We start from the raw sequence: 22,563 nt of genomic DNA, 5'->3' as shown, positions 1-22,563 counted from the left end.
GCTTTTGCAATCAGTCGCGTACCGGGCCCGGGGCCAGAACTTCACGCGAACCGTTGGTGTTCATGGAGGTGACGACCCCGGCCATTTCCATGGCTTCGATCATCCGTGCGGCACGGTTGTAGCCGATCTTCAGCTTGCGCTGTACCGCGGAAATAGAAGCACGGCGGCTTTCCAGGACGAACTGCACGGCTTCGTCATACAGCGCGTCGGCTTCCGGATCATCGCCGTCGCCACCACCGCTGCTGCCTTCAAAACCGCTGCCCGCCTCTTCGACACCGTTGAGGATGTCGTCATTGTATTCAGGCGCACCACGCAGCTTCCATGCTTCCACCACACGGTGGACTTCATCGTCGGAGACGAATGCGCCGTGAACCCGGATCGGCAGGCTGGTGCCCGGCGGCATGTAGAGCATGTCGCCGTGGCCCAGCAGTTGCTCGGCGCCGCCCTGGTCGATAATGGTCCGCGAGTCGATCTTGCTCGATACCTGGAACGCCATACGGGTCGGAATGTTGGCCTTGATCAGACCGGTGATCACGTCCACCGAAGGTCGCTGGGTCGCGAGAATCAAATGGATACCGGCGGCACGCGCCTTCTGCGCGATACGGGCGATCAGCTCTTCGACTTTCTTGCCGACGATCATCATCATGTCGGCGAATTCGTCCACGACCACGACAATGGTCGGCAGCTTCTGCAGCAACGGCGCTTCGTCGTGAATGCTTTCGCGCTTGTACAGCGGATCGCTCAACGGCTCGCCGGCGTCCTGGGCTTCCTTGACCTTGGCGTTGAAGCCGGACAGGTTGCGCACGCCCATCTTCGCCATCAGCTTGTAACGGCGCTCCATCTCGGCAACGCTCCAGCGCAGGGCGTTGGCGGCGTCCTTCATGTCGGTGACTACCGGGCACAGCAGGTGCGGAATGCCTTCGTAGATCGACAGTTCGAGCATCTTCGGGTCGATCATGATCAGCTTGGCGTCTTCCGGGCCGGACTTGAACAGGATCGACAGGATCATCGCGTTCACACCCACCGACTTACCGGAGCCGGTAGTACCGGCCACCAGCAGGTGCGGCATCTTCGCCAGGTCGGTGATGACCGGCTTGCCGCCAATGTCGTGGCCCAGAGCGAGGGTGACGGGCGACTTGAAGTTGTCGTACTCGGGGGTCGACAGCACTTCGGAGAAACGCACGATCTGCCGGTCTTCGTTGGGAATCTCGATACCGACCGTGGTCTTGCCCGGAATCACCTCGACCACCCGCACACTGGTCACCGCCAGCGAACGCGCCAGGTCTTTCGCCAGGTTGGCGATGCGGCTGACTTTGACGCCGGCGGCAGGCTGGATTTCGTAACGGGTAATCACCGGCCCCGGGTGGATCGAGTCCACTGTAACCTCGACGCCGAATTCCTTGAGCTTGATCTCCAGCAAGTGGCCGACCGCTGCCAGGGATTCAGGCGAATAATTGAGTTGTTTCTTTTCCGCAGGATCGAGAATCGAGATCGGTGGCAAGGTGCCTTCCACGGCGCTGTCGACAAACAACGGCACCTGTTTCTCTTTCTGCACGCGCTTGCTCGGCTCGGGCGCCTTGACCGGTGCCGGAGCGATGACCGGCGGCACCTGCTTCTCGCGATCGGACATGTGTTTGCTCAGGGCCTGCTCGCGTTCGATCAGGCGCTCCTTGACCTTGGCCTGTTCACGCTTGTCGGTGACGGTCGGCGCGACCACATCATGGACGCGGTCATCGACTTCACGCAGTTGCGCGACCAGTTGCTTGCGCTCGGTACGGGCCGACCACCAGCGGTTGATCGCGCCCTGGAACAGTTCGAACAGGTCGAGGGTGATCTTGCCGGTGACGTCCATCACTTTGAACCAGGACAGGTCGGTGAACACCGTCAGGCCAAACAGGAACAGCGCGATGAACAACAGCGTGCTGCCCTGGATATTCAGGGCGTTGCGCGCCAGATCACCGAGACTCTCACCCAGCGCCCCGCCCGCACCCGCCGGCAGACCGGTGGCGGCGTGGAAATGGATGTGCGCCAGCGCAGCACCGGACAGCACCAGGAACACCAGACCGATCAGGCGCCAGGAAAACAGCCAGCCGCTCCACTGCCACGGTTCGTGGCGTTGACGGAAGATCTGATACGCCTTGATCGCCAGCAGCAGCGGAAAGATGTACGCGAAGTAACCCAGCACCATGAACAGGATGTCGGCGCTGTATGAGCCGGCCGGGCCGCCGAAGTTCTGCACGTCGTCGATCTTGCTGTTATGGCTCCAGCCCGGATCGTCCTTGCCGTAGGTCAGCAAGGCCATCATCAGGAACAGGCACAAGGCACCGATGGCGATCAGTGCACCTTCCTTGAGCCGGTAGTGCAATTGCTGACGCCAGAGCGGAACGACTGTTTTTGGTGCTGCGGTGGATTTCTTCAAAACGCTTCTTTTCCTGCGCCCGGGGCGCGTCCATCTATTGAATGACGATAAAAAACTGCCCAATCCAGGCAGGTAAAAAAGTGAACCGGCGCATCTGAGACTACTTTTAACACTGTGCCGCAGCTTTTATAAACACGGCTATAAACACGGCATACGGCGAATATTTTGTAACAGCCCGGCATTGTACGGGTTTGTGCGGCTGATGCCATGCTTCAAACCCCATAGCAGAGCATAGCCAACCCCACAAATCCTGCGGCTCAATTTGAGCATGCATTGTCTTTTGTGACAAAGGCTTATGAGGTGTATTTGATGAACGCAGCGAAGCATTCACGCCTGATCATTCTTGGCTCCGGCCCCGCCGGTTACAGTGCCGCCGTGTACGCCGCCCGTGCCAACCTCAAACCGGTGGTCATTACCGGGCTGCAGGCCGGTGGTCAACTGACCACCACCGTCGAAGTCGACAACTGGCCCGGTGACGTCGAAGGCCTCACCGGCCCGGTACTGATGGAGCGCATGCAAAAACACGCAGAACGCTTTGCCACAGAGATCGTTTACGACCACATCCACACCGCCAAGTTGCAGCAGCGTCCGTTCGAGCTCATCGGTGACAGCGGCACCTACACCTGCGACGCGCTGATCATCGCCACCGGCGCTTCGGCGCAATACCTGGGCCTGCCCTCGGAAGATGCCTTCGCCGGCAAGGGGGTATCAGCCTGCGCGACCTGCGATGGTTTTTTCTACCGCAACCAGGTCGTCGCCGTGGTGGGTGGCGGCAACACCGCCGTCGAAGAGGCGCTGTACCTGTCGAACATCGCCAGGGAGGTGCATTTGATCCACCGGCGCGACAAATTGCGCTCGGAGAAAATCCTCCAGGACAAACTGTTCGAAAAAGCCGCCAATGGCAACGTTCGCCTGCACTGGAACCAGAATCTGGACGAAGTGCTGGGCGACGCCAGTGGCGTGACCGGGGCACGTTTGCGCGGCAGCCACACAGGGCAAACCAGTGAACTGGCACTGGCTGGCGTATTCATCGCCATCGGCCACAAACCCAACACCGATCTGTTTCAGGGCCAGTTGCCGATGCGCGACGGCTATCTGCTGATCAAAGGCGGCAGTGACGGTGACGCGACGTCCACTGAAATCCCCGGCGTCTTCGCTGCCGGCGATGTAGCCGACCACGTCTACCGCCAGGCCGTGACCTCGGCCGGGGCCGGTTGCATGGCGGCACTGGACGCGGAGAAGTATCTGGACGACATTCCTGTCATTTAACGGCACACTTTATCGCGGGCCCTGCGCCCGCACCGCCCTCCCCTTCTGCAAGCCTGGACGCCATGCTGACTTGGTTACAACGCAACTCCCTGACCTTCCCGCCCCTGGAAAAGGCCATGCGCGATCCCAATGGATTGCTGGCTGCGGGTGGCGATCTGTCCGCCGACCGCTTGGTGCAGGCTTACCGGCACGGCTGTTTTCCGTGGTTTTCCGAAGGCCAGCCGATTCTCTGGTGGTCGCCGGATCCGCGTACCGTGCTGTTTCCCGACGAACTGCACGTCTCGCGCAGCCTCGGCAAACTGCTGCGCAAGGAACGCTATCAGGTGACCTTCGATCAGGATTTCGACGCCGTGATTCGCGCCTGCGCCGCGCCCCGGGATTACGCTGACGGCACCTGGATCACCGAAGCCATGCAGGACGCCTACCTGGAACTGCACCGCCGCGGTTTCGCCCACTCCGTCGAGGTCTGGGATCAAGGCCAACTGGTCGGCGGCCTGTATGGCCTGGCGATGGGGCAGCTGTTTTTCGGCGAATCCATGTTCAGCCGCGCCGACAATGCGTCCAAATATGGCTTTGCCACTCTGGTGCAGCACCTGAAAGACGCCGGATTCGTCCTGATTGACTGCCAGATGCCGACCGATCATCTGCACAGCCTCGGCGCCCGGGCGATCCCTCGCCACGAATTCGCCGACTATCTGGCCCGCCATCTGGATCAACCCAGTCGTGCCACCTGGGTTTGCTGAGCGACTTTTGCGCGCGTGGCTTACACTTAATTCACCAGCTTATCCCGAGGGTTGATCATGACCGAGTTGGCGCGCTTGAAGTTCTATGCCACTCAGCCTCATTCCTGCAGTTATCTGCCCGAGGAGCAGGCGACGACGCTGTTTCTCGACCCGAGTCAGCCCATGGATGTGCACGTCTACGCAGATCTCTCGGAAATGGGCTTTCGTCGCAGCGGCGATCACCTGTATCGGCCCCATTGCCAGAATTGCAATGCGTGCGTGCCTGCGCGCATTCCGGTGGCGCAGTTCAACCCAAACCGTCAGCAGAAACGTATTTTCAAACGCAATGCCGATCTGCAGGTGCGCCCGATAAAACCGCATTTCAGTGAAGAATATTTCGACCTGTACCAGCGCTACATCGAGCAGCGGCATGCCGACGGCGACATGTACCCGCCCAGTCGTGACCAGTTCTCGACCTTTCTGGTACGTGACCTGCCCTTCTCGCGCTTCTATGAGTTTCGTCTCGACGGACGGTTGCTCGCCGTTGCGGTAACCGATTTGCTGCCCAACGGCCTGTCGGCGGTCTACACCTTTTACGAACCTGACGAGGAGCGCCGCAGCCTGGGACGTTTCGCGATCCTGTGGCAAATCGCCGAAAGCCAGCGGCTGGGGCTGGAAGCGGTGTATCTCGGTTATTGGATCAAGAACTGCAAAAAGATGAACTACAAGACCCAGTATCGCCCTATCGAATTGCTGATTAATCAGCGCTGGGTGATCCTGAACTAATCGCAGGCCCTAAACCCCTTGGCTTAAACCCCCTTTTTCGGGCACAATGCACGCCGCTTTTGCCTGGCGCAGTTGCACCGGGCCATTCATTGGACACCGAGGGCTTTACTGCATGTCGAAAGAAGACAGCTTCGAAATGGAAGGCACTGTCGTCGACACCCTGCCCAACACCATGTTTCGTGTGGAGTTGGAAAATGGGCACGTCGTAACCGCGCATATTTCCGGCAAGATGCGCAAGAACTACATTCGTATTCTTACCGGTGACAAAGTGCGCGTCGAGCTGACGCCCTATGACTTGAGCAAAGGGCGCATCACTTACCGCGCTCGCTAATCAAGTCAATACAAGACGCCCGGCTATGCCGGGCGTTTTTGTTTGTCTGCGATTTGGGTTTTGGTTTTGGTTTTGGGTGTATATCCGTTGCTGCGGGTGTTGCGGCTGGCGGTTTCGCTTTTACAGCGAGTCCCTTTTTCAAACGCCAAAAAGGAACCAAAAGGCTTTGCCCCGGCGTACGGCACTTCGCTGAGGCTCAGTGTTCCCTCCCTACGGTGTCCATCAGGGGGCATCGCCTACGGTTTGCTTCGCTGCACCTCCTCTCGATGTATGCGGCTTCGCCGCACGGCGCTGCGCGCCTCCCCCCTGATGAACGCCTACGCTCGGCCTGCCGAAGGGGCAAAAGATCAAGAGCCAAAGCCAAAGCCAAAACAAGATCAAAAGCCCCTCACCCTAGCCCTCTCCCAGAGGGAGAGGGGACTGATCGCGGTGTTTGGGCGAGCTACGCCGACGTGCGATACCGCGTTGAACTCAGATATTGAAAAGCCTACAAATCGGCCCCCTCTCCCTCGGGTGAGGGCTGGGGTGAGGGGCAAATCCACCACAACCCCAAAGCCAGGCACGCTGTGCTTTTCACCACTCAACACGATGAGCGTTAGCTCGAGTAAAGCTTTTGATCTCAAGGCCCGTCGGCAGGCTGAGTGGAGGGATTTATCCGGGGGTGGGCGCGCAGCGCCGTTTGGCGCAGCCAAATGCATCGAGAGGAGGTGCAGCGAAGCAAACCGTAGGCGATGCCCCCGGATGAAACCCGGAGCGAAGGAACCCCGAGCCCCAGCGAGCGGGCCGAACGTCAGGGCATAGACCTTTTGGTTACTTTTGGGGCGTTTGCCAAAAGTGACCCGCCGTAAGGGCGGAACCCTAAGCGGCCATCACCGCAGCAATGGATATACACCCAAATAAAAAAGGCGCCCGAAGGCGCCTTTAGAGCTTACAACCGACCGTCAGGCCATCTCAGCCGTAGTCTCGAAGTCAAACGTCAGCTCACCATCCTTGATGTCGATGTGAACCACACCGCCATGCTCGGCCAGCTCGCCAAACAGAATCTCCTCCGCCAACGGACGCTTGATCTTGTCCTGGATCAAGCGCGCCATCGGACGTGCGCCCATGGCCGAATCGTAACCACCGGCCGCCAGCCAACTGCGCGCCGCGTCGGTAACCTCCAGCAACACACGCTTGTCTTCCAGTTGCGCCTGCAGTTCGGTGAGGAACTTGTCCACCACACTTTTGATGACCTCATGGCTGAGGCGACCAAACTGGATGATGGTGTCCAGGCGGTTACGGAATTCAGGCGTAAAGCTCTTCTTGATCACTTCCATCGCATCAGACGAGTGGTCCTGATGGGTGAAACCGATCGAAGCACGCGCTGCGGTCTCGGCACCGGCGTTGGTGGTCATGATGATGATCACGTTGCGGAAGTCCGCCTTGCGCCCGTTGTTGTCGGTGAGCGTACCGTGGTCCATCACCTGCAGCAGCAGGTTGAAGACTTCCGGATGCGCCTTTTCGATTTCATCGAGCAGCAATACGCAGTGCGGCTGCTTGGTGATCGCTTCGGTCAACAGACCGCCCTGATCGAACCCGACATAGCCCGGAGGTGCACCGATCAGACGCGATACGGTGTGGCGCTCCATGTACTCGGACATGTCGAAGCGCACCAGTTCGATCCCCAATGCCTTGGCCAGCTGCCGCGCAGCCTCGGTTTTACCGACACCGGTAGGCCCTGCGAACAGGAACGAACCGACCGGTTTGTCAGGCGACTTCAGGCCGGCACGGGACAGCTTGATCGCGGTCGACAGCGAATCGATCGCTGCGTCCTGACCAAACACCGTCAGCTTCAGGTCGCGCTCCAGGTTACGCAGAAGCTCCTTGTCGGAACTGGTGACGTGTTTCGGCGGAATCCGCGCGATTTTCGCCACGATGTCTTCAACCTGCGGCACGTCAATGCGCTTCACGCGCTTCTCGACCGGCTGCAGACGCTGATAGGCGCCCGCCTCGTCGATCACATCGATGGCCTTGTCCGGCATATGCCGGTCATTGATGTAGCGCGATGCCAGTTCAGCAGCGGCGCGCAACGACTCATCGCTGTATTCGATGTTGTGATGCTGTTCGAAACGCCCTTTCAGGCCGCGCAGGATACCGATGGTGTCTTCCACCGATGGCTCGACGACATCGACCTTCTGGAAGCGCCGCGCCAGAGCACGGTCCTTCTCGAAGATGCCGCGAAATTCCTGGAACGTGGTCGAGCCGATGCAGCGAATGTCGCCAGACGACAGCAATGGCTTGAGCAGGTTCGAGGCATCCATGACGCCACCGGACGCAGCACCCGCACCAATGATGGTGTGGATTTCGTCGATGAACAGGATCGCCTGCGGACGTTTTTTCAGTTCATTGAGCAACGCCTTGAAGCGCTTCTCGAAATCACCGCGATACTTGGTGCCCGCGAGCAGAGCACCGAGATCGAGCGAGTAGACGACGCTGTTGGCCAGCAGATCCGGCACCTGGTTGTCGACAATACGCTTGGCCAGACCTTCGGCAATCGCGGTTTTACCCACGCCAGCCTCACCCACCAGCAGCGGATTGTTCTTGCGCCGACGCGCAAGAATCTGCGCGACACGCTCGACTTCCATTTCGCGGCCGACCAACGGGTCGATGCGACCCTGGCGCGCGAGTTCGTTCAGGTTGCTGGCATAAGCATCCAGAGGATTGCCTGAGGAAGAAGACTCACCGCCCTCGTCGTCCTGCATATCTTGTTCACCTTCAGAGTGATCGCCGTGCCCAGGCACCTTTGAAATGCCGTGGGCGATGTAATTGACGACATCAATGCGCGCAACGCTCTGCTGTTTCAGCAGAAACACGGCCTGACTCTCTTGCTCACTGAAGATTGCAACCAGCACGTTGGCGCCAGTCACTTCGCGTTTGCCCGAGCTCTGTACGTGAAAAACAGCACGTTGCAGTACACGCTGGAAGCCCAGGGTTGGCTGGGTTTCGCGATCTTCGTCATGGACGGGGATCAATGGCGTGGTGGAGTCGATGAACTCCTGCAGGTCGTGCTTGAGTTTGTCGAGGTTTGCGCCGCAGGCACGCAATACGGTGGCGGCAGCCTCATTGTCCAATAGGGCCAGCAGCAGGTGTTCGACGGTCATGAATTCATGACGCTTCGAACGAGCCTCCTTGAAGGCAAGATTGAGGGTGACTTCGAGCTCGCGGTTTAACATAGCTTCACCTCATACCCAAGTGGTCGGCGATTAACCGTCCTTCTCGATTTCACAGAGTAGCGGATGCTGGCTTTCCCTGGCGTACTGGTTGACCTGCATGGCCTTTGTCTCGGCGATGTCGCGGGTAAACACTCCACATACTGCCCGTCCTTCTGTGTGGACGGCCAGCATGACCTTGGTCGCCAGCTCGCGATTCAGGTTAAAAAACACCTCGAGCACTTCGACGACGAAATCCATCGGTGTGTAGTCATCGTTGAACAAAACCACCTTGTACATCGGCGGCGCCTGTAACGCAGGCTTTGCTTCCTGAACAGCAACGCCTGCCGAATCGTCGTCGTGCTCCTGTGGAAGATCCTTTTGGAGAAGCGGGCGATCCTGATTGAATGTTAGTCGAATCTGGCTGATTGCATGCATGGAAAGAAAGGTTCGTCAGTTGTGCAAATACAGTGGTGGGGGCGGTTGTGCACCTTTTCAACTCCGACTGCCCGGTCACCTTGACTATCGGGAAAACGGTGTTACAACCAATAGAGCCCACAGTGGGTAAAAAAGATCCGCGGAGTCAATTCATTTAACCGAATTCGATTGCGGATGTCCTGGATGATACTCCAGCGATGGAGTCTGTTGCAGAGGGATTTGAGCATGGCTGTCGGCAAGGTCAAGTGGTTCAACAATGCCAAGGGATTCGGCTTCATCAACACCGATGCCCGCGAAGGACGCGACGAGGATGGCAAAGACATTGATTTCTTTGCGCACTACTCCGCCATTGAGATGGACGGGTATAAAACCCTCAAGGCCGGACAGGCCGTGAGCTTCGACATCGTTCAAGGCCCCAAAGGCCTGCACGCCGTCAAGATCCAAGCTGCGACAACTGCCAGCGAGCCGGCCGTGCCTGCGTACCATACCGAAAAGGTGTCGAGCTGACGCTACCCGTCACTCATCCATGAAAAAACCGCCCGAAGGCGGTTTTTTTGTACCCGCACCGCTTACATGTGCGAAATCAGCGCATCTCCGAAGCCCGAAGACGAAACCAGCTTGGCCCCATCCATCAGACGTTCGAAGTCATAAGTCACGGTCTTGGCACCGATGGCGCCGTTGGTGCCCTTGATGATCAGGTCCGCCGCTTCGGTCCAGCCCATGTGGCGCAGCATCATCTCGGCCGAGAGAATCAGCGAACCCGGGTTGACCTGATCCTTGCCGGCGTACTTCGGCGCAGTGCCGTGAGTCGCTTCGAACATCGCCACGGTGTCGGACAGGTTGGCGCCCGGCGCGATACCGATACCGCCCACTTCCGCCGCCAGAGCGTCAGAGAGGTAGTCGCCGTTGAGGTTGAGGGTCGCGATCACATCGTATTCGGCCGGGCGCAGCAGGATCTGCTGGAGCATGGCGTCGGCGATGGCATCTTTCACGATGACGTTCTTGCCGGTTTTCGGGTTCTTGAACTGCATCCACGGACCGCCGTCGAGCAAGGTCGCGCCAAACTCCTCGGCCGCCACTTCATAGGCCCATTCCTTGAAGGCACCTTCGGTGAACTTCATGATGTTGCCTTTGTGCACGATGGTCAGCGAGTCGCGATCGTTGTCGACCACATATTGCAGGGCCTTGCGCGCCAGACGCTTGGTACCTTCGAGCGAAACCGGCTTGACGCCGATGCCGCAGTTTTGGTCGAAACGGATCTTGGTGACGCCCATTTCTTCTTTAAGGAATTTGATGACCTTGGTGGCCTCCGGCGAACCGGCCTTCCACTCGATGCCGGCGTAGATGTCTTCGGAGTTCTCGCGAAAGATGGTCATGTCGACGTCGCCAGGCTTTTTCACCGGGCTTGGCACGCCTTCGAACCAGCGCACCGGGCGCAGGCAGACGTACAGGTCGAGTTGCTGACGCAGGGCCACGTTCAGCGAACGGATGCCGCCACCGACCGGCGTGGTCAGCGGGCCTTTGATGGAAACCACGTAATCCTTGACCGCGTCCAGGGTTTCCTGGGGCAGCCAGGTGTCCTGATCGTAAACCTGTGTGGCTTTTTCGCCGGCATAGACTTCCATCCAGGAAATCTTGCGCTTGCCGCCGTAGGCCTTCTGAACAGCAGCATCGACAACCTTGATCATCACCGGGCTGATGTCGACACCAATGCCGTCACCTTCGATGAAGGGGATGATCGGGTTATCAGGAACATTGAGAGAATGGTCTGCATTGACGGTGATTTTGTCGCCGACGGCTGGAACCTGAATCTTCTTGTAACCCATGCTGAACTCCATTGTTTGGATTGAACATCTGGCTTGGTTCGAGCGTAACCCAGTTAAATCAACACGCAAACCCTCTGTTCACGGCGCGGGCACATCTGGTTTCGTACAAGCCTGAAAGCAAGGGGAAAAGCGCCAAACTCAAGCATTCACAGCGACTCTACGCGCCACCCTGCCCTGCGACCTTTAGACCAATGGACGAGAATCGTTGCATATGAACCATCGGCAGATTGCCAGCTACCTATGTATAATGCCGCCCGCTGACCAAAGGGTCACGACGGCTGGCCTCTCTAGCACGAGACTTTCCGCCTGATTGGTCGGGTTGTTACCGCAGTCCGACTGCTTGACGCTCTACTGATGCACCCAACATCACCGCGAAGAATCTCGACATTCGGTTCATGGATGACTTTGAACGAACGCGCTTACCCGGCGCCCCTCGAGTTTCTGCGCACGCTTTAGCAAAGAAGAGAGAGTTAATCCGAATATGCCCACCCGCTCGAAGATCATCTATACCTTCACCGACGAAGCTCCAGCCCTCGCCACCTATTCCCTGCTGCCGATCATCGAGGCTTACACCGCCTCGGCCGATATCGCCGTGGAAACCCGCGATATCTCTCTTGCAGCACGCATCCTGGCCAGCTTCCCCGAGCAACTGGGCGACAAAGCCGTAGCCGACCACCTCGCCGAACTGGGCGCTCTGGCCGTTACGCCTGAAGCCAACATCATCAAGCTGCCGAACATCAGTGCTTCGGTTCCTCAGCTGCAAGCGGCGATCAAAGAGCTGCAAGCCCAGGGTTACAACCTGCCGGACTACCCGGAAACCGTGACCAGCGACGCCGACAAAGACGCCAAGGCGCGTTACGACAAGGTCAAGGGCAGCGCCGTGAACCCGGTTCTGCGTGAAGGCAACTCCGACCGCCGCGCTCCGCTGTCGGTCAAGAACTACGCGCGCAAGCACCCGCACAAAATGGGCGCCTGGGCCAAGGACTCCAAGTCCCACGTCGCTCACATGAGCACCGGCGATTTCTACGGCAGCGAAAAAGCTGCCCTGATCGACGCCGCTGACGCTGTGAAGATCGAGCTGATCGCCAAAGACGGTACCGCTACCGTCCTGAAAGAAAAAACCACTGTTCAGGCCGGCGAGATCCTCGACTGCGCCGTGATGAGCAAAAACGCCCTGCGTGCGTTCATCGCCGCTGAAATCGACAGCGCCAAGGCACAAGGCGTGCTGCTGTCGGTTCACCTGAAAGCGACCATGATGAAGGTCTCCGACCCGATCATGTTCGGCCAGATCGTTGCCGAGTTCTATAAAGACGCCCTGACCAAGCACGCTGACGTGCTGGCCCAGATCGGCTTCAACCTCAACAACGGCATCGGCGATCTGTACGCGCGCATCAAGGCCCTGCCAGCCGAGCAACAAGCTCAGATCGAAGCCGACATGGCAGCGGTCTACGCCGCTCGCCCATCGCTGGCGATGGTCAACTCCGACAAGGGCATCACCAACCTGCACGTGCCAAGCGACGTTATCGTCGACGCCTCGATGCCGGCGATGATCCGTGACTCCGGCAAAATGTGGGGCACCGACGGCCAACTGCACGACACCAAGGCTGTGATCCCGGATCGTTGCTACGCGACCATCTACCAGGCCGTGATCGAAGATTGCAAAGCCAATGGCGCTTTCGACCCGACCACCATGGGTAGCGTGCCAAACGTTGGTCTGATGGCGAAGAAAGCCGAAGAGTACGGCTCGCACGACAAGACCTTCCAGATCAAGGCTGACGGCGTGGTTCGCGTGACCGACAGCAAAGGCACCCTGCTGATGGAACAGGCTGTTGAAGCCGGCGACATCTTCCGCATGTGCCAGACCAAAGACGCCCCGATCCAGGACTGGGTCAAACTGGCCGTCAACCGCGCTCGCGCAAGCAGCACCCCGGCAATCTTCTGGCTGGACCCGATGCGCGCCCACGACGGCGTAGTGATCGAGAAAGTTCAGGCTTACCTGAAGGATCACGACACCACCGGCCTGGACATCCAGATCATGGCCCCGGTCGACGCAATGAAGTACACCCTGCAGCGCACCCGCGAAGGCAAGGACACCATTTCGGTCACCGGTAACGTTCTGCGTGACTACCTGACCGACCTGTTCCCGATCATGGAACTGGGCACCAGCGCCAAGATGCTGTCGATCGTGCCGCTGATGAACGGCGGTGGTCTGTTCGAAACCGGCGCCGGCGGCTCGGCTCCGAAGCACGTGCAGCAACTGGTTGAAGAGAACTTCCTGCGCTGGGACTCGCTGGGCGAATTCCTCGCACTGGCAGCGTCCCTCGAGCATCTGGGTGTGAACTACAACAACCCGAAAGCGCTGGTGCTGTCCAAGACCCTGGATCAGGCTACCGGCCAGTTCCTCGACAACAACAAGTCGCCATCGCGCAAAGTCGGCAACATCGACAACCGCGGCAGCCACTTCTACCTGGCGCTGTACTGGGCTCAGGCCCTGGCCGCCCAGACCGAAGACGCTGCACTGCAAGCGCAGTTCGCGACCCTGGCCAAAACCTTGACCGAGAACGAGGCGATCATCGTTGCCGAACTCAACGCCGTTCAGGGCAAGCCAGTGGACATCGGTGGTTACTACCACGCCGATGCCGAGCTGATCAGCAAGGCCATGCGCCCAAGCGCAACCTTCAACGCGGCAATTGCTGCGCTGGTATAAGGTTGTAGCGCTGTAAACAAACCCCGGCCCCGTGCCGGGGTTTGTGTTTCTGCCTGCAATACCCCCCCTGTGGGAGCGAGCCTGCTCGCGAATGCGGTTTATCATTCAACATCTTCATTGACTGACCCACCGCTTTCGCGAGCAGGCTCGCTCCCACAAGGGATCGGGTTTTAACCAAGAGATTGAGGAAGTTTTATGGAATGGCTCCCCCACATCACCGTCGCCACCATCGTCGAAGACAACGGCCGCTTCCTGATGGTCGAAGAGCACAAGGCCGGACGTAATGTGCTTAACCAGCCCGCCGGCCATCTCGACCCCGACGAAACCCTGATCGAAGCCGCCGTGCGCGAAACCCTCGAAGAAACCGGCTGGGACGTCGAACCCACCGGCGTGATCGGCATTTACCTGTATACCGCTCCGAGCAACGGCGTGACTTACCAGCGCGTGTGCTTCAGCGCCAAAGCCGTGCAACACCACCCCGACTATCAACTCGATGACGGCATCGTCGGCGCCAAGTGGCTGACCCGCGACGAATTAATCGCCCAGCGCGATAACTGGCGCAGCGAGCTGATCATCCGCTGCATCGACGATTATCTGGCCGGTCATCACTTCAGTCTCGAACTGATCCGCCCTTCTCTTTAGCCTTGAGGCCGTGAGCCTGATAGAATCGCGTCCTTTTTCAAGACACTCATTGAATCCCTATGCGTGATCCAGCCCCTTCTGACACATCCAAGAAGCGCGTCATTGTCGGCATGTCCGGCGGCGTGGACTCTTCCGTTTCCGCTCTCCTGCTGATCGAGCAGGGTTACGAGGTGGAAGGCCTGTTCATGAAGAACTGGGAAGAAGACGACGGAACGGAATACTGCACCGCCATGGACGACCTGGCGGATGCTCAGGCTGTGTGCGACAAAATCGGTATCAAGCTGCACACCGCCAACTTCGCCGCCGAGTACTGGGACAACGTGTTCGAGCACTTCCTGGCCGAATACAAGGCCGGGCGCACGCCGAACCCTGACATCCTCTGCAACCGCGAGATCAAGTTCAAGGCGTTCCTCGATTACGCCATGATGCTCGGCGCCGACCTGATCGCCACCGGCCACTACGTGCGTCGCCGCGACATCGAGGGCCGCACCGAACTGCTCAAGGGCCTCGATCCGAACAAGGACCAGAGCTATTTCCTGCACGCCGTCGGCGGCGAACAGATCGCCAAGACCCTGTTCCCGGTCGGCGAACTGGAAAAACCGGAAGTACGCGCAATTGCCGAGAAATACGAGCTGGCGACCGCCAAGAAGAAGGATTCCACCGGAATCTGCTTCATCGGCGAACGTCGTTTCAGCGACTTCCTCAAGCAATACCTGCCGGCACAACCGGGCGAAATCAAAACCACCGAAGGCGAAGTCATCGGCCGTCACCACGGCTTGATGTACCACACCATCGGCCAGCGTCAGGGTCTGGGCATCGGCGGCCTGAAAGATGCCGGCGACGAACCGTGGTACGTGCTGCGCAAGGATCTGGATACCAACGAACTGATCGTCGGCCAGGGCAACAATCATCCATGGCTGTTCTCCAGCGCCCTGCTCGCTTCGGAAATCTATTGGGTCAACCCGATCGACCTGAGCCAGCCGCTGCGCCTGACTGCCAAGGTTCGCTATCGCCAGAGCGACCAGGCCTGCACCCTGGAAAAAACCGCCAGCGGCTACCGCGCCGTGTTCGACGAACCGCAACGCGCGGTCACTCCGGGCCAATCGGTGGTGTTCTACGACGGTGAAATCTGCCTTGGCGGCGGCGTGATCGAAGTCGCCGAGCCGTGGAGCGGCCAGGCATGAGCCCGACTCAGGAGCAACTGACGGCGCTGGGCGGCGTGTTTCTCGCCGCCGTGCTGGTCGACCGGATCGCCAAGACCGGCCAGACCAGCGAGGCGGGCCTGAGCTGCATGCTCGGCAGCCTGCTGGTGCGCGACCCGAAGGACACACTGGACGTGTACGGCGGCGACGACATCAATCTGCGCGAAGGTTACCGGGCCTTGATCGGCGCGCTCGAACGCGACCCGAGCACCCTGCAGCGCGAGCCATTGCGCTACGCCCTGTCGATGCTTGGCCTCGAGCGGCAACTGGCCAAACGTAACGACATGCTCGACACCATCGGCAAGCGCCTGCCGCAGATCCAGTCGCAGGTCGAACACTTCGGCCCGGCCCACGAAAACGTGGTCGCTGCCTGTGGCGCGCTGTATCAGGACACCCTGAGCACCCTGCGCCAACGCATTCAGGTGCATGGCGACATGCGCAACCTGCAGCAACCGAGCAACGCTTCGAAGATCCGTGCACTGCTGCTGGCCGGCATCCGCTCGGCACGCCTGTGGCGACAGCTCGGCGGCCACCGCTGGCAGTTGGTGATCAGCCGGCGCAAGCTGCTCAAAGAGCTGTATCCGTTGATGCGCAGCGAGTAAATCGTCGCGCAATAAAATTTTGTAGTCTGTAGCGCGTAATACGCCGGTCAGTTGGCAACGGACCGGCGGATTTTTTCATGTATGATACGCGCCCCATTTCGTTGCCCGACTGTCCGAGAACACCCCATGCAGCTCTCTTCGCTCACTGCGGTTTCCCCTGTTGACGGCCGCTACGCCGGCAAAACCCAGGCCCTGCGCCCGATTTTCAGCGAGTACGGCCTGATCCGTGCCCGCGTTCTGGTTGAAGTGCGCTGGCTCCAGCGCCTGGCCGCCCACGCCGGTATCCCGGAAGTGCCAGCCTTCTCCGCCGAGGCCAACGCCGTTCTGAATGAACTGGCTGACAACTTCTCGCTGGAGCACGCCGAGCGCGTCAAAGAGATCGAACGCACCACCAACCACGACGTCAAGGCGATCGAATACCTGCTCAAGGAGCAGGCGGCCAAGCTGCCGGAGCTGGCCAAGGTCAGCGAGTTCATCCACTTTGCCTGCACCAGCGAAGACATCAACAACCTGTCCCACGCCCTGATGCTGCGCGAAGGCCGTGACGACGTAATGCTGCCGCTGATGCGCCAGACCGCCAACGCCATCCGCGAACTGGCGATCCGCTTCGCTGACGTGCCGATGCTGTCGCGCACCCACGGTCAACCGGCCTCGCCGACCACCCTGGGTAAAGAGCTGGCGAACGTGGTTTACCGTCTCGAGCGTCAGATCGCTCAGGTCGCTGCCGTTCCGCTGCTGGGCAAAATCAACGGCGCTGTCGGCAACTACAACGCGCACCTGTCGGCCTACCCGCAGATCGACTGGGAAGCCAACGCCCGCGCCTTCATCGAAGACGAGCTGGGCCTGGGCTTCAACCCGTACACCACGCAGATCGAACCGCACGACTACATCGCCGAGCTGTTCGACGCGATCGCGCGCTTCAACACCATCCTGATCGACTTCGACCGTGACATCTGGGGCTACATTTCCCTGGGTTACTTCAAGCAGCGCACCATCGCCGGCGAAATCGGTTCGTCGACCATGCCGCACAAGGTCAACCCGATCGACTTCGAAAACTCCGAAGGCAACCTGGGCATCGCCAACGCACTGTTCCAGCACCTGGCGAGCAAACTGCCGATCTCCCGCTGGCAGCGCGACCTGACTGACTCCACCGTACTGCGTAACCTCGGTGTCGGCTTTGCCCACAGCGTGATCGCCTACGAAGCCAGCCTCAAAGGCATCAGCAAACTGGAACTCAACGAGCAGAAGATTGCCGCCGACCTCGACGCTTGCTGGGAAGTTCTGGCTGAGCCGATCCAGACCGTAATGCGCCGCTACAACATTGAAAACCCGTACGAGAAACTGAAAGAACTGACGCGCGGCAAAGGCATCAGCCCGCAAGCGCTGCAGACTTTCATCGACGGCCTGGACATGCCAGCCGAAGCGAAAGCCGAGCTGAAACAGCTGACTCCGGCCAACTACATCGGCAACGCTGTAGCACAAGCCAAACGCATCTGATCGACCGCTTGACCCGTTTGAGACGCCCGGCCGCGCCGGGCGTTTTTATTCCCGTCTGAAAAGTGCTTTTTTTCAATAGGTTACATATGAATCCCGATATTCCTCTTCAACTTCTGGGTGGCATCACGGCGCGCGAGTTCCTGCGCGACTACTGGCAGAAAAAGCCATTGCTGATCCGCCAGGCGATTCCTGACTTCGAAAGCCCGATCGACGCCGACGAACTGGCCGGCCTCGCCCTGGAAGAAGAAGTCGAATCGCGCCTGGTGATCGAACACGGCGAGCGCCCATGGGAACTGCGTCGCGGCCCGTTCGCTGAAGACGAGTTCAGCAAACTGCCGGAAACAGAGTGGACCCTGCTGGTGCAAGCGGTTGACCAGTTCGTCCCGGAAGTCAGCGAGCTGCTGGAAAACTTCCGTTTCCTGCCGAGCTGGCGCGTTGACGACGTGATGATCAGCTTCGCCGCCCCGGGTGGCAGCGTCGGTCCGCACTTTGACAACTACGACGTGTTCCTGCTGCAAGGCCACGGCAAGCGCAACTGGAAAATCGGCCAGATGTGCGACTCCGAGAGCCCGCTGCTGCAACACGCCGACCTGCGCATCCTCGCCGAATTCCACGAGACTGAAGAGTGGGTTCTGGAACCGGGTGACATGCTTTACCTGCCGCCGCGCCTGGCCCACTGCGGTGTAGCCGTGGACAACTGCATGACCTACTCGGTCGGCTTCCGTGCACCGAGCGCTTCCGAAGTGCTGACACACTTCACCGATTTCCTCAGCCAGTTCCTGACTGACGAAGAGCGCTACACCGATGCCGACGCCAAGCCAGCCATCGATCCGCATCAGATTCAGCACGATGCACTGGATCGCCTGAAAAGCCTGCTCGCCGAGCACATGAGCGATGAGCGCCTGCTGCTGACCTGGTTCGGCCAGTACATGACCGAGCCGCGCTACCCGGAACTGGTGGTCGGTCCGGAAGACGTCGAAGAAGATGACTTCCTCGCTGCCCTGCAAGACGGTGCCGTGCTGATCCGCAACCCGAGCGCGCGCCTGGCCTGGTCGGAAGTCGATGACGACCTGCTGCTGTTCGCCAGCGGCCAGAGCCGTTACCTGCCGGGCAAGCTGCGCGAGCTGCTGAAGATGATCTGCGCCGCCGACGCGCTGCACGCCGACAACCTCGGCGAGTGGCTGAACGACGAAGACGGCCGCGGTCTGCTGTGCGAGCTGGTCAAACAGGGCAGCCTGGGATTCGCCGATGAATAAGATTCGCGTACGTGTCGCAGACTGGCAGAAGGACATCGCCGAGATCCGGCGCATTCGTGAAACGGTGTTCATTGCCGAACAATCGGTGCCACCTGAGTTGGAATGGGACGCGGATGACGCGACCGCCGTGCATTTTCTGGCGTTCGAAGGCGACTTTCCGATCGGCACTGCGCGCCTGTTGCCTGATGGGCACATCGGTCGCGTTTCAGTGCTCAAAGACTGGCGCGGGATGAAGGTCGGCGATGCGCTGATGCAAGCAGTGATCGCCGAAGCTGAAGCCCGCGGGCTGAAGCAGCAGATGCTCAGCGCGCAGGTGCAAGCCACGGCGTTCTATGAGCGTCTGGGCTTCAGCCTGGTCAGTGAGGAATTCCTCGAAGCCGGGATTCCGCATGTCGATATGGTTCGGCATTCGGCATAAGTCCGCGTCGCGGCATTCGCGAGCAAGCCCGCTCCCACAGGGGATCTCCAGCGAACACAGATTTTGTGCCCCGCAGAGATCCAATGTGGGAGCGGGCTTGCTCGCGAAGAGGCCCTTCAGAACACCACAAAACGCCCCGCCATTTTCAGATGCCGGGGCGTTTTGCTGTCTACGATTCAACTTGCCCCACCCCGGGCCGACAAACTGGCAATATCAAGCCTTTCGAAAGCGGAGATAACGGACATGTCCCTACGCACCCTGCTCACCACCCTGCTGCTCGCCTGCAGTTTTTCGGTGATGGCAGCCACCGAAATCGTGCCCCTCAAATACCGCACCAGCGCCGACATGCTGCCGATGGCGCAAGACTTCATCGGCAAGGACGGCCAGGTCAGCGCCTATGGCAACCAGCTGATCATCAAGGCCGAGCCAGACAAGATTCAGGAACTCAAAGCCCTGGTCACTCAGCTCGACACCGCGCCCAAGCGCCTGCTGATCACCGTCGACACCAACGAGAACAACCAGCAGAACACCGGCGACCAACAGACCAGGATCATCAACTACAGCACCGCCAGCCGTGATGGCGGCATCCAGCAGGTACAGGCCAGCGAAGGCGCACCGGCACTGATCCAGGTCGGCCAGAGCGTGCCGATCACCAGCAGCCAGACCAACTCCTACGGCGATTACAGCAGCCAGACCCAATACCGCAACGTCACCCAGGGCTTCTACGTCACCGCCAGCGTCACCGGCGACATCGTTCACCTGGCAATCAGTACCAACCGTGACCGCATGAGCCAGGAACGTCCCGATGTAGTGAACGTGCAAAGTACCGACACAACCGTCAGCGGCCGGCTGGGAGAGTGGATCACCCTCGCCGGCATAAACCGCGAAACCCAGGCCGACAAACAGAGCCAGACCCGCAGCTACTCTACTCAAGGCCGGGATGACATGACTTTACGGGTGAAAGTCGACACCCTGGACTAAAGCACCGAAAACTGACTGATTAGTCGTATTAGACGAAAGATGTAGTGCTTGAAAAAAAGCACTACAAAACGTTTGACGAGGCAAAAAAGCGAAGGCATGATGGCCTCGCTCCCGCTAATCAGAGGCCCTGGCAAGGGCCTTCGAAGCGATGTTTCGCACCTACCCCGCGAACCGCTTCGTGTCTGTACCGCCCACAAGGTGTGTTTGACGAGGTTGCCGACTGGAACGAAGTTGTCCCGAGGGACGGAAGCGTAATTAGGTAACCCGGCTTCACGCTGTAGTTCGTATAAAGGCCCACGACGCCCGAATGCGCTCCGCAGTGCGCCACTACCTGCTCACTTCCCCTCGAGCCCATCGTTCATCCCGTCGCCTACCCCGCCGAATCCGACTTGACCACCTAAGCTTCTGGTCAGCGAGCGCAGGAATTTTCCACCGCAGAACAACTTTTCATAAAGACGCGACGAGGTTTATCTCCATGGCACTGACACGCGAACAGCAAATTGCAGCCCTTGAAAAAGACTGGGCTGAAAACCCGCGCTGGAAAGGCGTGACTCGCACTTACTCCGCTGCTGACGTCGTCCGTCTGCGTGGCTCGGTTCAACCTGAGCACACCTTTGCGAAAATGGGCGCCGAGAAGCTGTGGAACCTGGTGACCCAGGGTGCCAAGCCGTCCTTCCGCCCAGAGAAAGATTTCGTCAACTGCATGGGCGCCCTGACCGGCGGCCAGGCTGTTCAGCAGGTTAAAGCCGGTATCCAGGCAATCTACCTGTCGGGCTGGCAGGTGGCTGCGGACAACAACTCCGCAGAATCGATGTACCCGGACCAGTCGCTGTACCCGGTGGATTCGGTTCCAACCGTGGTCAAACGCATCAACAACTCGTTCCGTCGCGCTGACCAGATCCAGTGGAAAGCCGGCAAGAACCCGGGTGACGACGGCTACATCGACTACTTCGCGCCAATCGTGGCTGACGCTGAAGCCGGTTTCGGCGGCGTGCTGAACGCGTACGAGCTGATGAAGAGCATGATCGAAGCAGGCGCCGCCGGCGTTCACTTCGAAGACCAACTGGCTTCCGTGAAAAAATGCGGCCACATGGGCGGCAAAGTACTGGTTCCAACTCAGGAAGCCGTGCAGAAGCTGACCGCTGCACGTCTGGCGGCTGACGTTGCCGGCACGCCAACCATCATCCTGGCCCGTACCGACGCCAACGCTGCTGACCTGCTGACGTCCGACTGCGATCCGTACGACCAGCCGTTCGTAACTGGCGAGCGTACTCAGGAAGGCTTCTACAAGGTACGTGCCGGTCTGGATCAGGCAATCGCCCGTGGCCTGGCTTACGCGCCGTACGCCGACCTGATCTGGTGCGAAACCGCCAAGCCGGATCTGGAAGAAGCCCGTCGCTTCGCCGAGGCGATCAAGAAGGAATACCCGGACCAACTGCTGTCGTACAACTGCTCGCCTTCCTTCAACTGGAAGAAAAACCTGGACGACGCGACCATCGCCAAGTTCCAGCGCGAACTGTCCGCCATGGGTTACAAGCACCAGTTCATCACCCTGGCCGGCATTCACAACATGTGGCACAGCATGTTCAACCTGGCGCACGACTACGCCCGCAACGACATGACTGCCTACGTGAAGCTGCAGGAGCAGGAGTTCGCTGACGCCGCCAAGGGTTACACCTTCGTGGCTCACCAGCAGGAAGTGGGCACTGGCTACTTCGACGACATGACCACCGTGATCCAGGGTGGCTCGTCCTCGGTCACCGCACTGACCGGTTCGACCGAAGAAGAACAGTTCCACTGATTCGGCTTCGCTGAGCAAACGGCCTTTGCGGATCGGATAGAAAGCTAACCGCAGAGCTGCACGACTGACGCCCCGACTGGTTCGGGGCGTTTTTTTGCCTTTGAAAACCTCACCGGCACCGCAAATCCCTTGTGGGAGCGAGCCTGCTCGCGAAGGCGCTGTGTGAGCTTGCACATGCAGTGACTGATCCACCGCTTTCGCGAGCAGGCTCGCTCCCACAGGAAAAGCGTCAGCCGCGACAAAAAACATTGATCCAGAGCGGTACCCGCGTCACAAAAAACCGGTAAAACGCTCGCCACCGCTACTTGCAGTAACGGGCATATAAGACAACTTTCCGATTACTGCACCGCTAAACAGTTACAAAACCACTCCAAACGATATTAATTATCATTTAGCAGTAACTATGTTCGTTACATTTCCCACAAAACATAATTCGCGTAAACCCGGCTAATGCCCGCAACGCATGGGCTGCAGGGCA

General features: G+C 59.3%; 18 protein-coding genes. 14 read left to right on the top strand and 4 right to left on the bottom strand.

The features are described 5' to 3' along the window. Positions 1-10: 10 nt before the first annotated feature. Positions 11-2,419 carry a DNA translocase FtsK gene (locus U862_RS0102885; protein ID WP_025109009.1) on the bottom strand — a complete coding sequence of 803 codons (2,409 nt, stop codon included), beginning with the start codon at positions 2,417-2,419 and terminating at the stop codon, positions 11-13. A gap of 309 nt (positions 2,420-2,728) precedes the next feature. Between U862_RS0102885 and trxB the strand changes: the two genes are divergently transcribed. The 4 genes from trxB to infA all read left to right on the top strand — a co-directional run bounded on the left by trxB (position 2,729) and on the right by infA (position 5,527). Then, on the top strand, positions 2,729-3,688 hold the full coding sequence (trxB, locus tag U862_RS0102880; protein WP_025109008.1) for a thioredoxin-disulfide reductase: 960 nt from the start codon (positions 2,729-2,731) through the stop codon (positions 3,686-3,688). Between the two features lie 62 nt (positions 3,689-3,750). Then, on the top strand, positions 3,751-4,431 hold the full coding sequence (gene aat, locus U862_RS0102875; RefSeq protein WP_025109007.1) for a leucyl/phenylalanyl-tRNA--protein transferase: 681 nt from the start codon (positions 3,751-3,753) through the stop codon (positions 4,429-4,431). A 57-nt stretch (positions 4,432-4,488) separates the two neighbouring features. After that, positions 4,489-5,196, top strand: a complete 708-nt coding sequence (locus U862_RS0102870; RefSeq protein ID WP_025109006.1) for an arginyltransferase — start codon at positions 4,489-4,491, stop codon at positions 5,194-5,196. Positions 5,197-5,308: 112 nt separating this feature from the next. Further along, a complete protein-coding gene (infA, locus tag U862_RS0102865; protein WP_002553999.1) occupies positions 5,309-5,527 on the top strand; it encodes a translation initiation factor IF-1 in 219 nt (72 codons plus the stop codon). A gap of 941 nt (positions 5,528-6,468) precedes the next feature. Here infA and clpA read toward each other — a convergent pair. Next, positions 6,469-8,739: an ATP-dependent Clp protease ATP-binding subunit ClpA gene (clpA, locus tag U862_RS0102860; RefSeq protein WP_025109005.1), complete on the bottom strand. Its 2,271-nt coding sequence runs from the start codon at positions 8,737-8,739 to the stop codon at positions 6,469-6,471. A gap of 30 nt (positions 8,740-8,769) precedes the next feature. Continuing rightward, positions 8,770-9,153 carry an ATP-dependent Clp protease adapter ClpS gene (clpS, locus tag U862_RS0102855; RefSeq protein ID WP_011334948.1) on the bottom strand — a complete coding sequence of 128 codons (384 nt, stop codon included), beginning with the start codon at positions 9,151-9,153 and terminating at the stop codon, positions 8,770-8,772. Between the two features lie 225 nt (positions 9,154-9,378). Here clpS and U862_RS0102850 point away from each other — a divergent pair, with 225 nt between their 5' ends. Further along, positions 9,379-9,660, top strand: coding sequence for a cold shock domain-containing protein (locus tag U862_RS0102850; protein ID WP_025109004.1), 282 nt, complete (start codon positions 9,379-9,381; stop codon positions 9,658-9,660). Between the two features lie 62 nt (positions 9,661-9,722). Here the strand turns inward: U862_RS0102850 and icd are convergent, their stop codons facing one another. After that, positions 9,723-10,979, bottom strand: a complete 1,257-nt coding sequence (gene icd / locus U862_RS0102845) for an NADP-dependent isocitrate dehydrogenase (protein WP_025109003.1) — start codon at positions 10,977-10,979, stop codon at positions 9,723-9,725. A gap of 481 nt (positions 10,980-11,460) precedes the next feature. Between icd and U862_RS0102840 the strand changes: the two genes are divergently transcribed. From U862_RS0102840 to aceA, 9 genes are all read left to right on the top strand, one after another. Then, on the top strand, positions 11,461-13,686 hold the full coding sequence (locus U862_RS0102840; RefSeq protein ID WP_025109002.1) for an NADP-dependent isocitrate dehydrogenase: 2,226 nt from the start codon (positions 11,461-11,463) through the stop codon (positions 13,684-13,686). 195 nt (positions 13,687-13,881) lie between these two features. After that, a complete protein-coding gene (locus tag U862_RS0102835; RefSeq protein WP_025109001.1) occupies positions 13,882-14,328 on the top strand; it encodes an NUDIX hydrolase in 447 nt (148 codons plus the stop codon). Positions 14,329-14,387: 59 nt separating this feature from the next. Then, positions 14,388-15,512, top strand: coding sequence for a tRNA 2-thiouridine(34) synthase MnmA (gene mnmA / locus U862_RS0102830; protein ID WP_025109000.1), 1,125 nt, complete (start codon positions 14,388-14,390; stop codon positions 15,510-15,512). Next, a complete protein-coding gene (hflD, locus tag U862_RS0102825; RefSeq protein ID WP_025108999.1) occupies positions 15,509-16,132 on the top strand; it encodes a high frequency lysogenization protein HflD in 624 nt (207 codons plus the stop codon). Before mnmA ends, hflD begins: the two co-directional genes overlap by 4 nt. Before the next feature lie 126 nt (positions 16,133-16,258). Then, positions 16,259-17,629 (top strand): adenylosuccinate lyase, encoded by a 1,371-nt coding sequence (gene purB / locus U862_RS0102820; RefSeq protein WP_025108998.1) that lies wholly within the window; start codon positions 16,259-16,261, stop codon positions 17,627-17,629. An 86-nt stretch (positions 17,630-17,715) separates the two neighbouring features. Continuing rightward, the gene (locus U862_RS0102815; RefSeq protein WP_025108997.1) at positions 17,716-18,885 is read left to right on the top strand and encodes a cupin domain-containing protein; all 1,170 of its coding nucleotides are present in this window, start codon (positions 17,716-17,718) and stop codon (positions 18,883-18,885) included. Then, positions 18,878-19,303, top strand: coding sequence for a GNAT family N-acetyltransferase (locus tag U862_RS0102810; protein WP_025108996.1), 426 nt, complete (start codon positions 18,878-18,880; stop codon positions 19,301-19,303). The genes U862_RS0102815 and U862_RS0102810 overlap by 8 nt, the downstream gene beginning before the upstream one ends. A 243-nt stretch (positions 19,304-19,546) precedes the next feature. Next, positions 19,547-20,284, top strand: coding sequence for a secretin N-terminal domain-containing protein (locus U862_RS0102805; protein ID WP_025108995.1), 738 nt, complete (start codon positions 19,547-19,549; stop codon positions 20,282-20,284). A 475-nt stretch (positions 20,285-20,759) separates the two neighbouring features. Continuing rightward, a complete protein-coding gene (gene aceA / locus U862_RS0102800) occupies positions 20,760-22,085 on the top strand; it encodes an isocitrate lyase (protein ID WP_016775277.1) in 1,326 nt (441 codons plus the stop codon). Positions 22,086-22,563: the final 478 nt, after the last annotated feature.

The organism is Pseudomonas sp. H1h, from assembly GCF_000633255.1.
Lineage (GTDB): Bacteria > Pseudomonadota > Gammaproteobacteria > Pseudomonadales > Pseudomonadaceae > Aquipseudomonas.
The sequence above is the reverse complement of the archived record's forward strand: the minus strand, read 5'-3'. Positions and strand labels throughout refer to the sequence as shown.

Coding starts and splice junctions, on each gene's coding strand:
- infA (WP_002553999.1), top strand. CDS start 5,309: ATGTCGAAAGAAGACAGCTTCGAAATGGAAGGCACTGTCGTCGACACC.
- U862_RS0102835 (WP_025109001.1), top strand. CDS start 13,882: ATGGAATGGCTCCCCCACATCACCGTCGCCACCATCGTCGAAGACAAC.
- icd (WP_025109003.1), bottom strand. CDS start 10,979: ATGGGTTACAAGAAGATTCAGGTTCCAGCCGTCGGCGACAAAATCACC.
- aceA (WP_016775277.1), top strand. CDS start 20,760: ATGGCACTGACACGCGAACAGCAAATTGCAGCCCTTGAAAAAGACTGG.
- U862_RS0102810 (WP_025108996.1), top strand. CDS start 18,878: ATGAATAAGATTCGCGTACGTGTCGCAGACTGGCAGAAGGACATCGCC.
- purB (WP_025108998.1), top strand. CDS start 16,259: ATGCAGCTCTCTTCGCTCACTGCGGTTTCCCCTGTTGACGGCCGCTAC.
- U862_RS0102870 (WP_025109006.1), top strand. CDS start 4,489: ATGACCGAGTTGGCGCGCTTGAAGTTCTATGCCACTCAGCCTCATTCC.
- trxB (WP_025109008.1), top strand. CDS start 2,729: ATGAACGCAGCGAAGCATTCACGCCTGATCATTCTTGGCTCCGGCCCC.
- clpA (WP_025109005.1), bottom strand. CDS start 8,739: ATGTTAAACCGCGAGCTCGAAGTCACCCTCAATCTTGCCTTCAAGGAG.
- U862_RS0102805 (WP_025108995.1), top strand. CDS start 19,547: ATGTCCCTACGCACCCTGCTCACCACCCTGCTGCTCGCCTGCAGTTTT.
- clpS (WP_011334948.1), bottom strand. CDS start 9,153: ATGCATGCAATCAGCCAGATTCGACTAACATTCAATCAGGATCGCCCG.
- aat (WP_025109007.1), top strand. CDS start 3,751: ATGCTGACTTGGTTACAACGCAACTCCCTGACCTTCCCGCCCCTGGAA.
- hflD (WP_025108999.1), top strand. CDS start 15,509: ATGAGCCCGACTCAGGAGCAACTGACGGCGCTGGGCGGCGTGTTTCTC.
- U862_RS0102850 (WP_025109004.1), top strand. CDS start 9,379: ATGGCTGTCGGCAAGGTCAAGTGGTTCAACAATGCCAAGGGATTCGGC.
- U862_RS0102840 (WP_025109002.1), top strand. CDS start 11,461: ATGCCCACCCGCTCGAAGATCATCTATACCTTCACCGACGAAGCTCCA.
- mnmA (WP_025109000.1), top strand. CDS start 14,388: ATGCGTGATCCAGCCCCTTCTGACACATCCAAGAAGCGCGTCATTGTC.
- U862_RS0102815 (WP_025108997.1), top strand. CDS start 17,716: ATGAATCCCGATATTCCTCTTCAACTTCTGGGTGGCATCACGGCGCGC.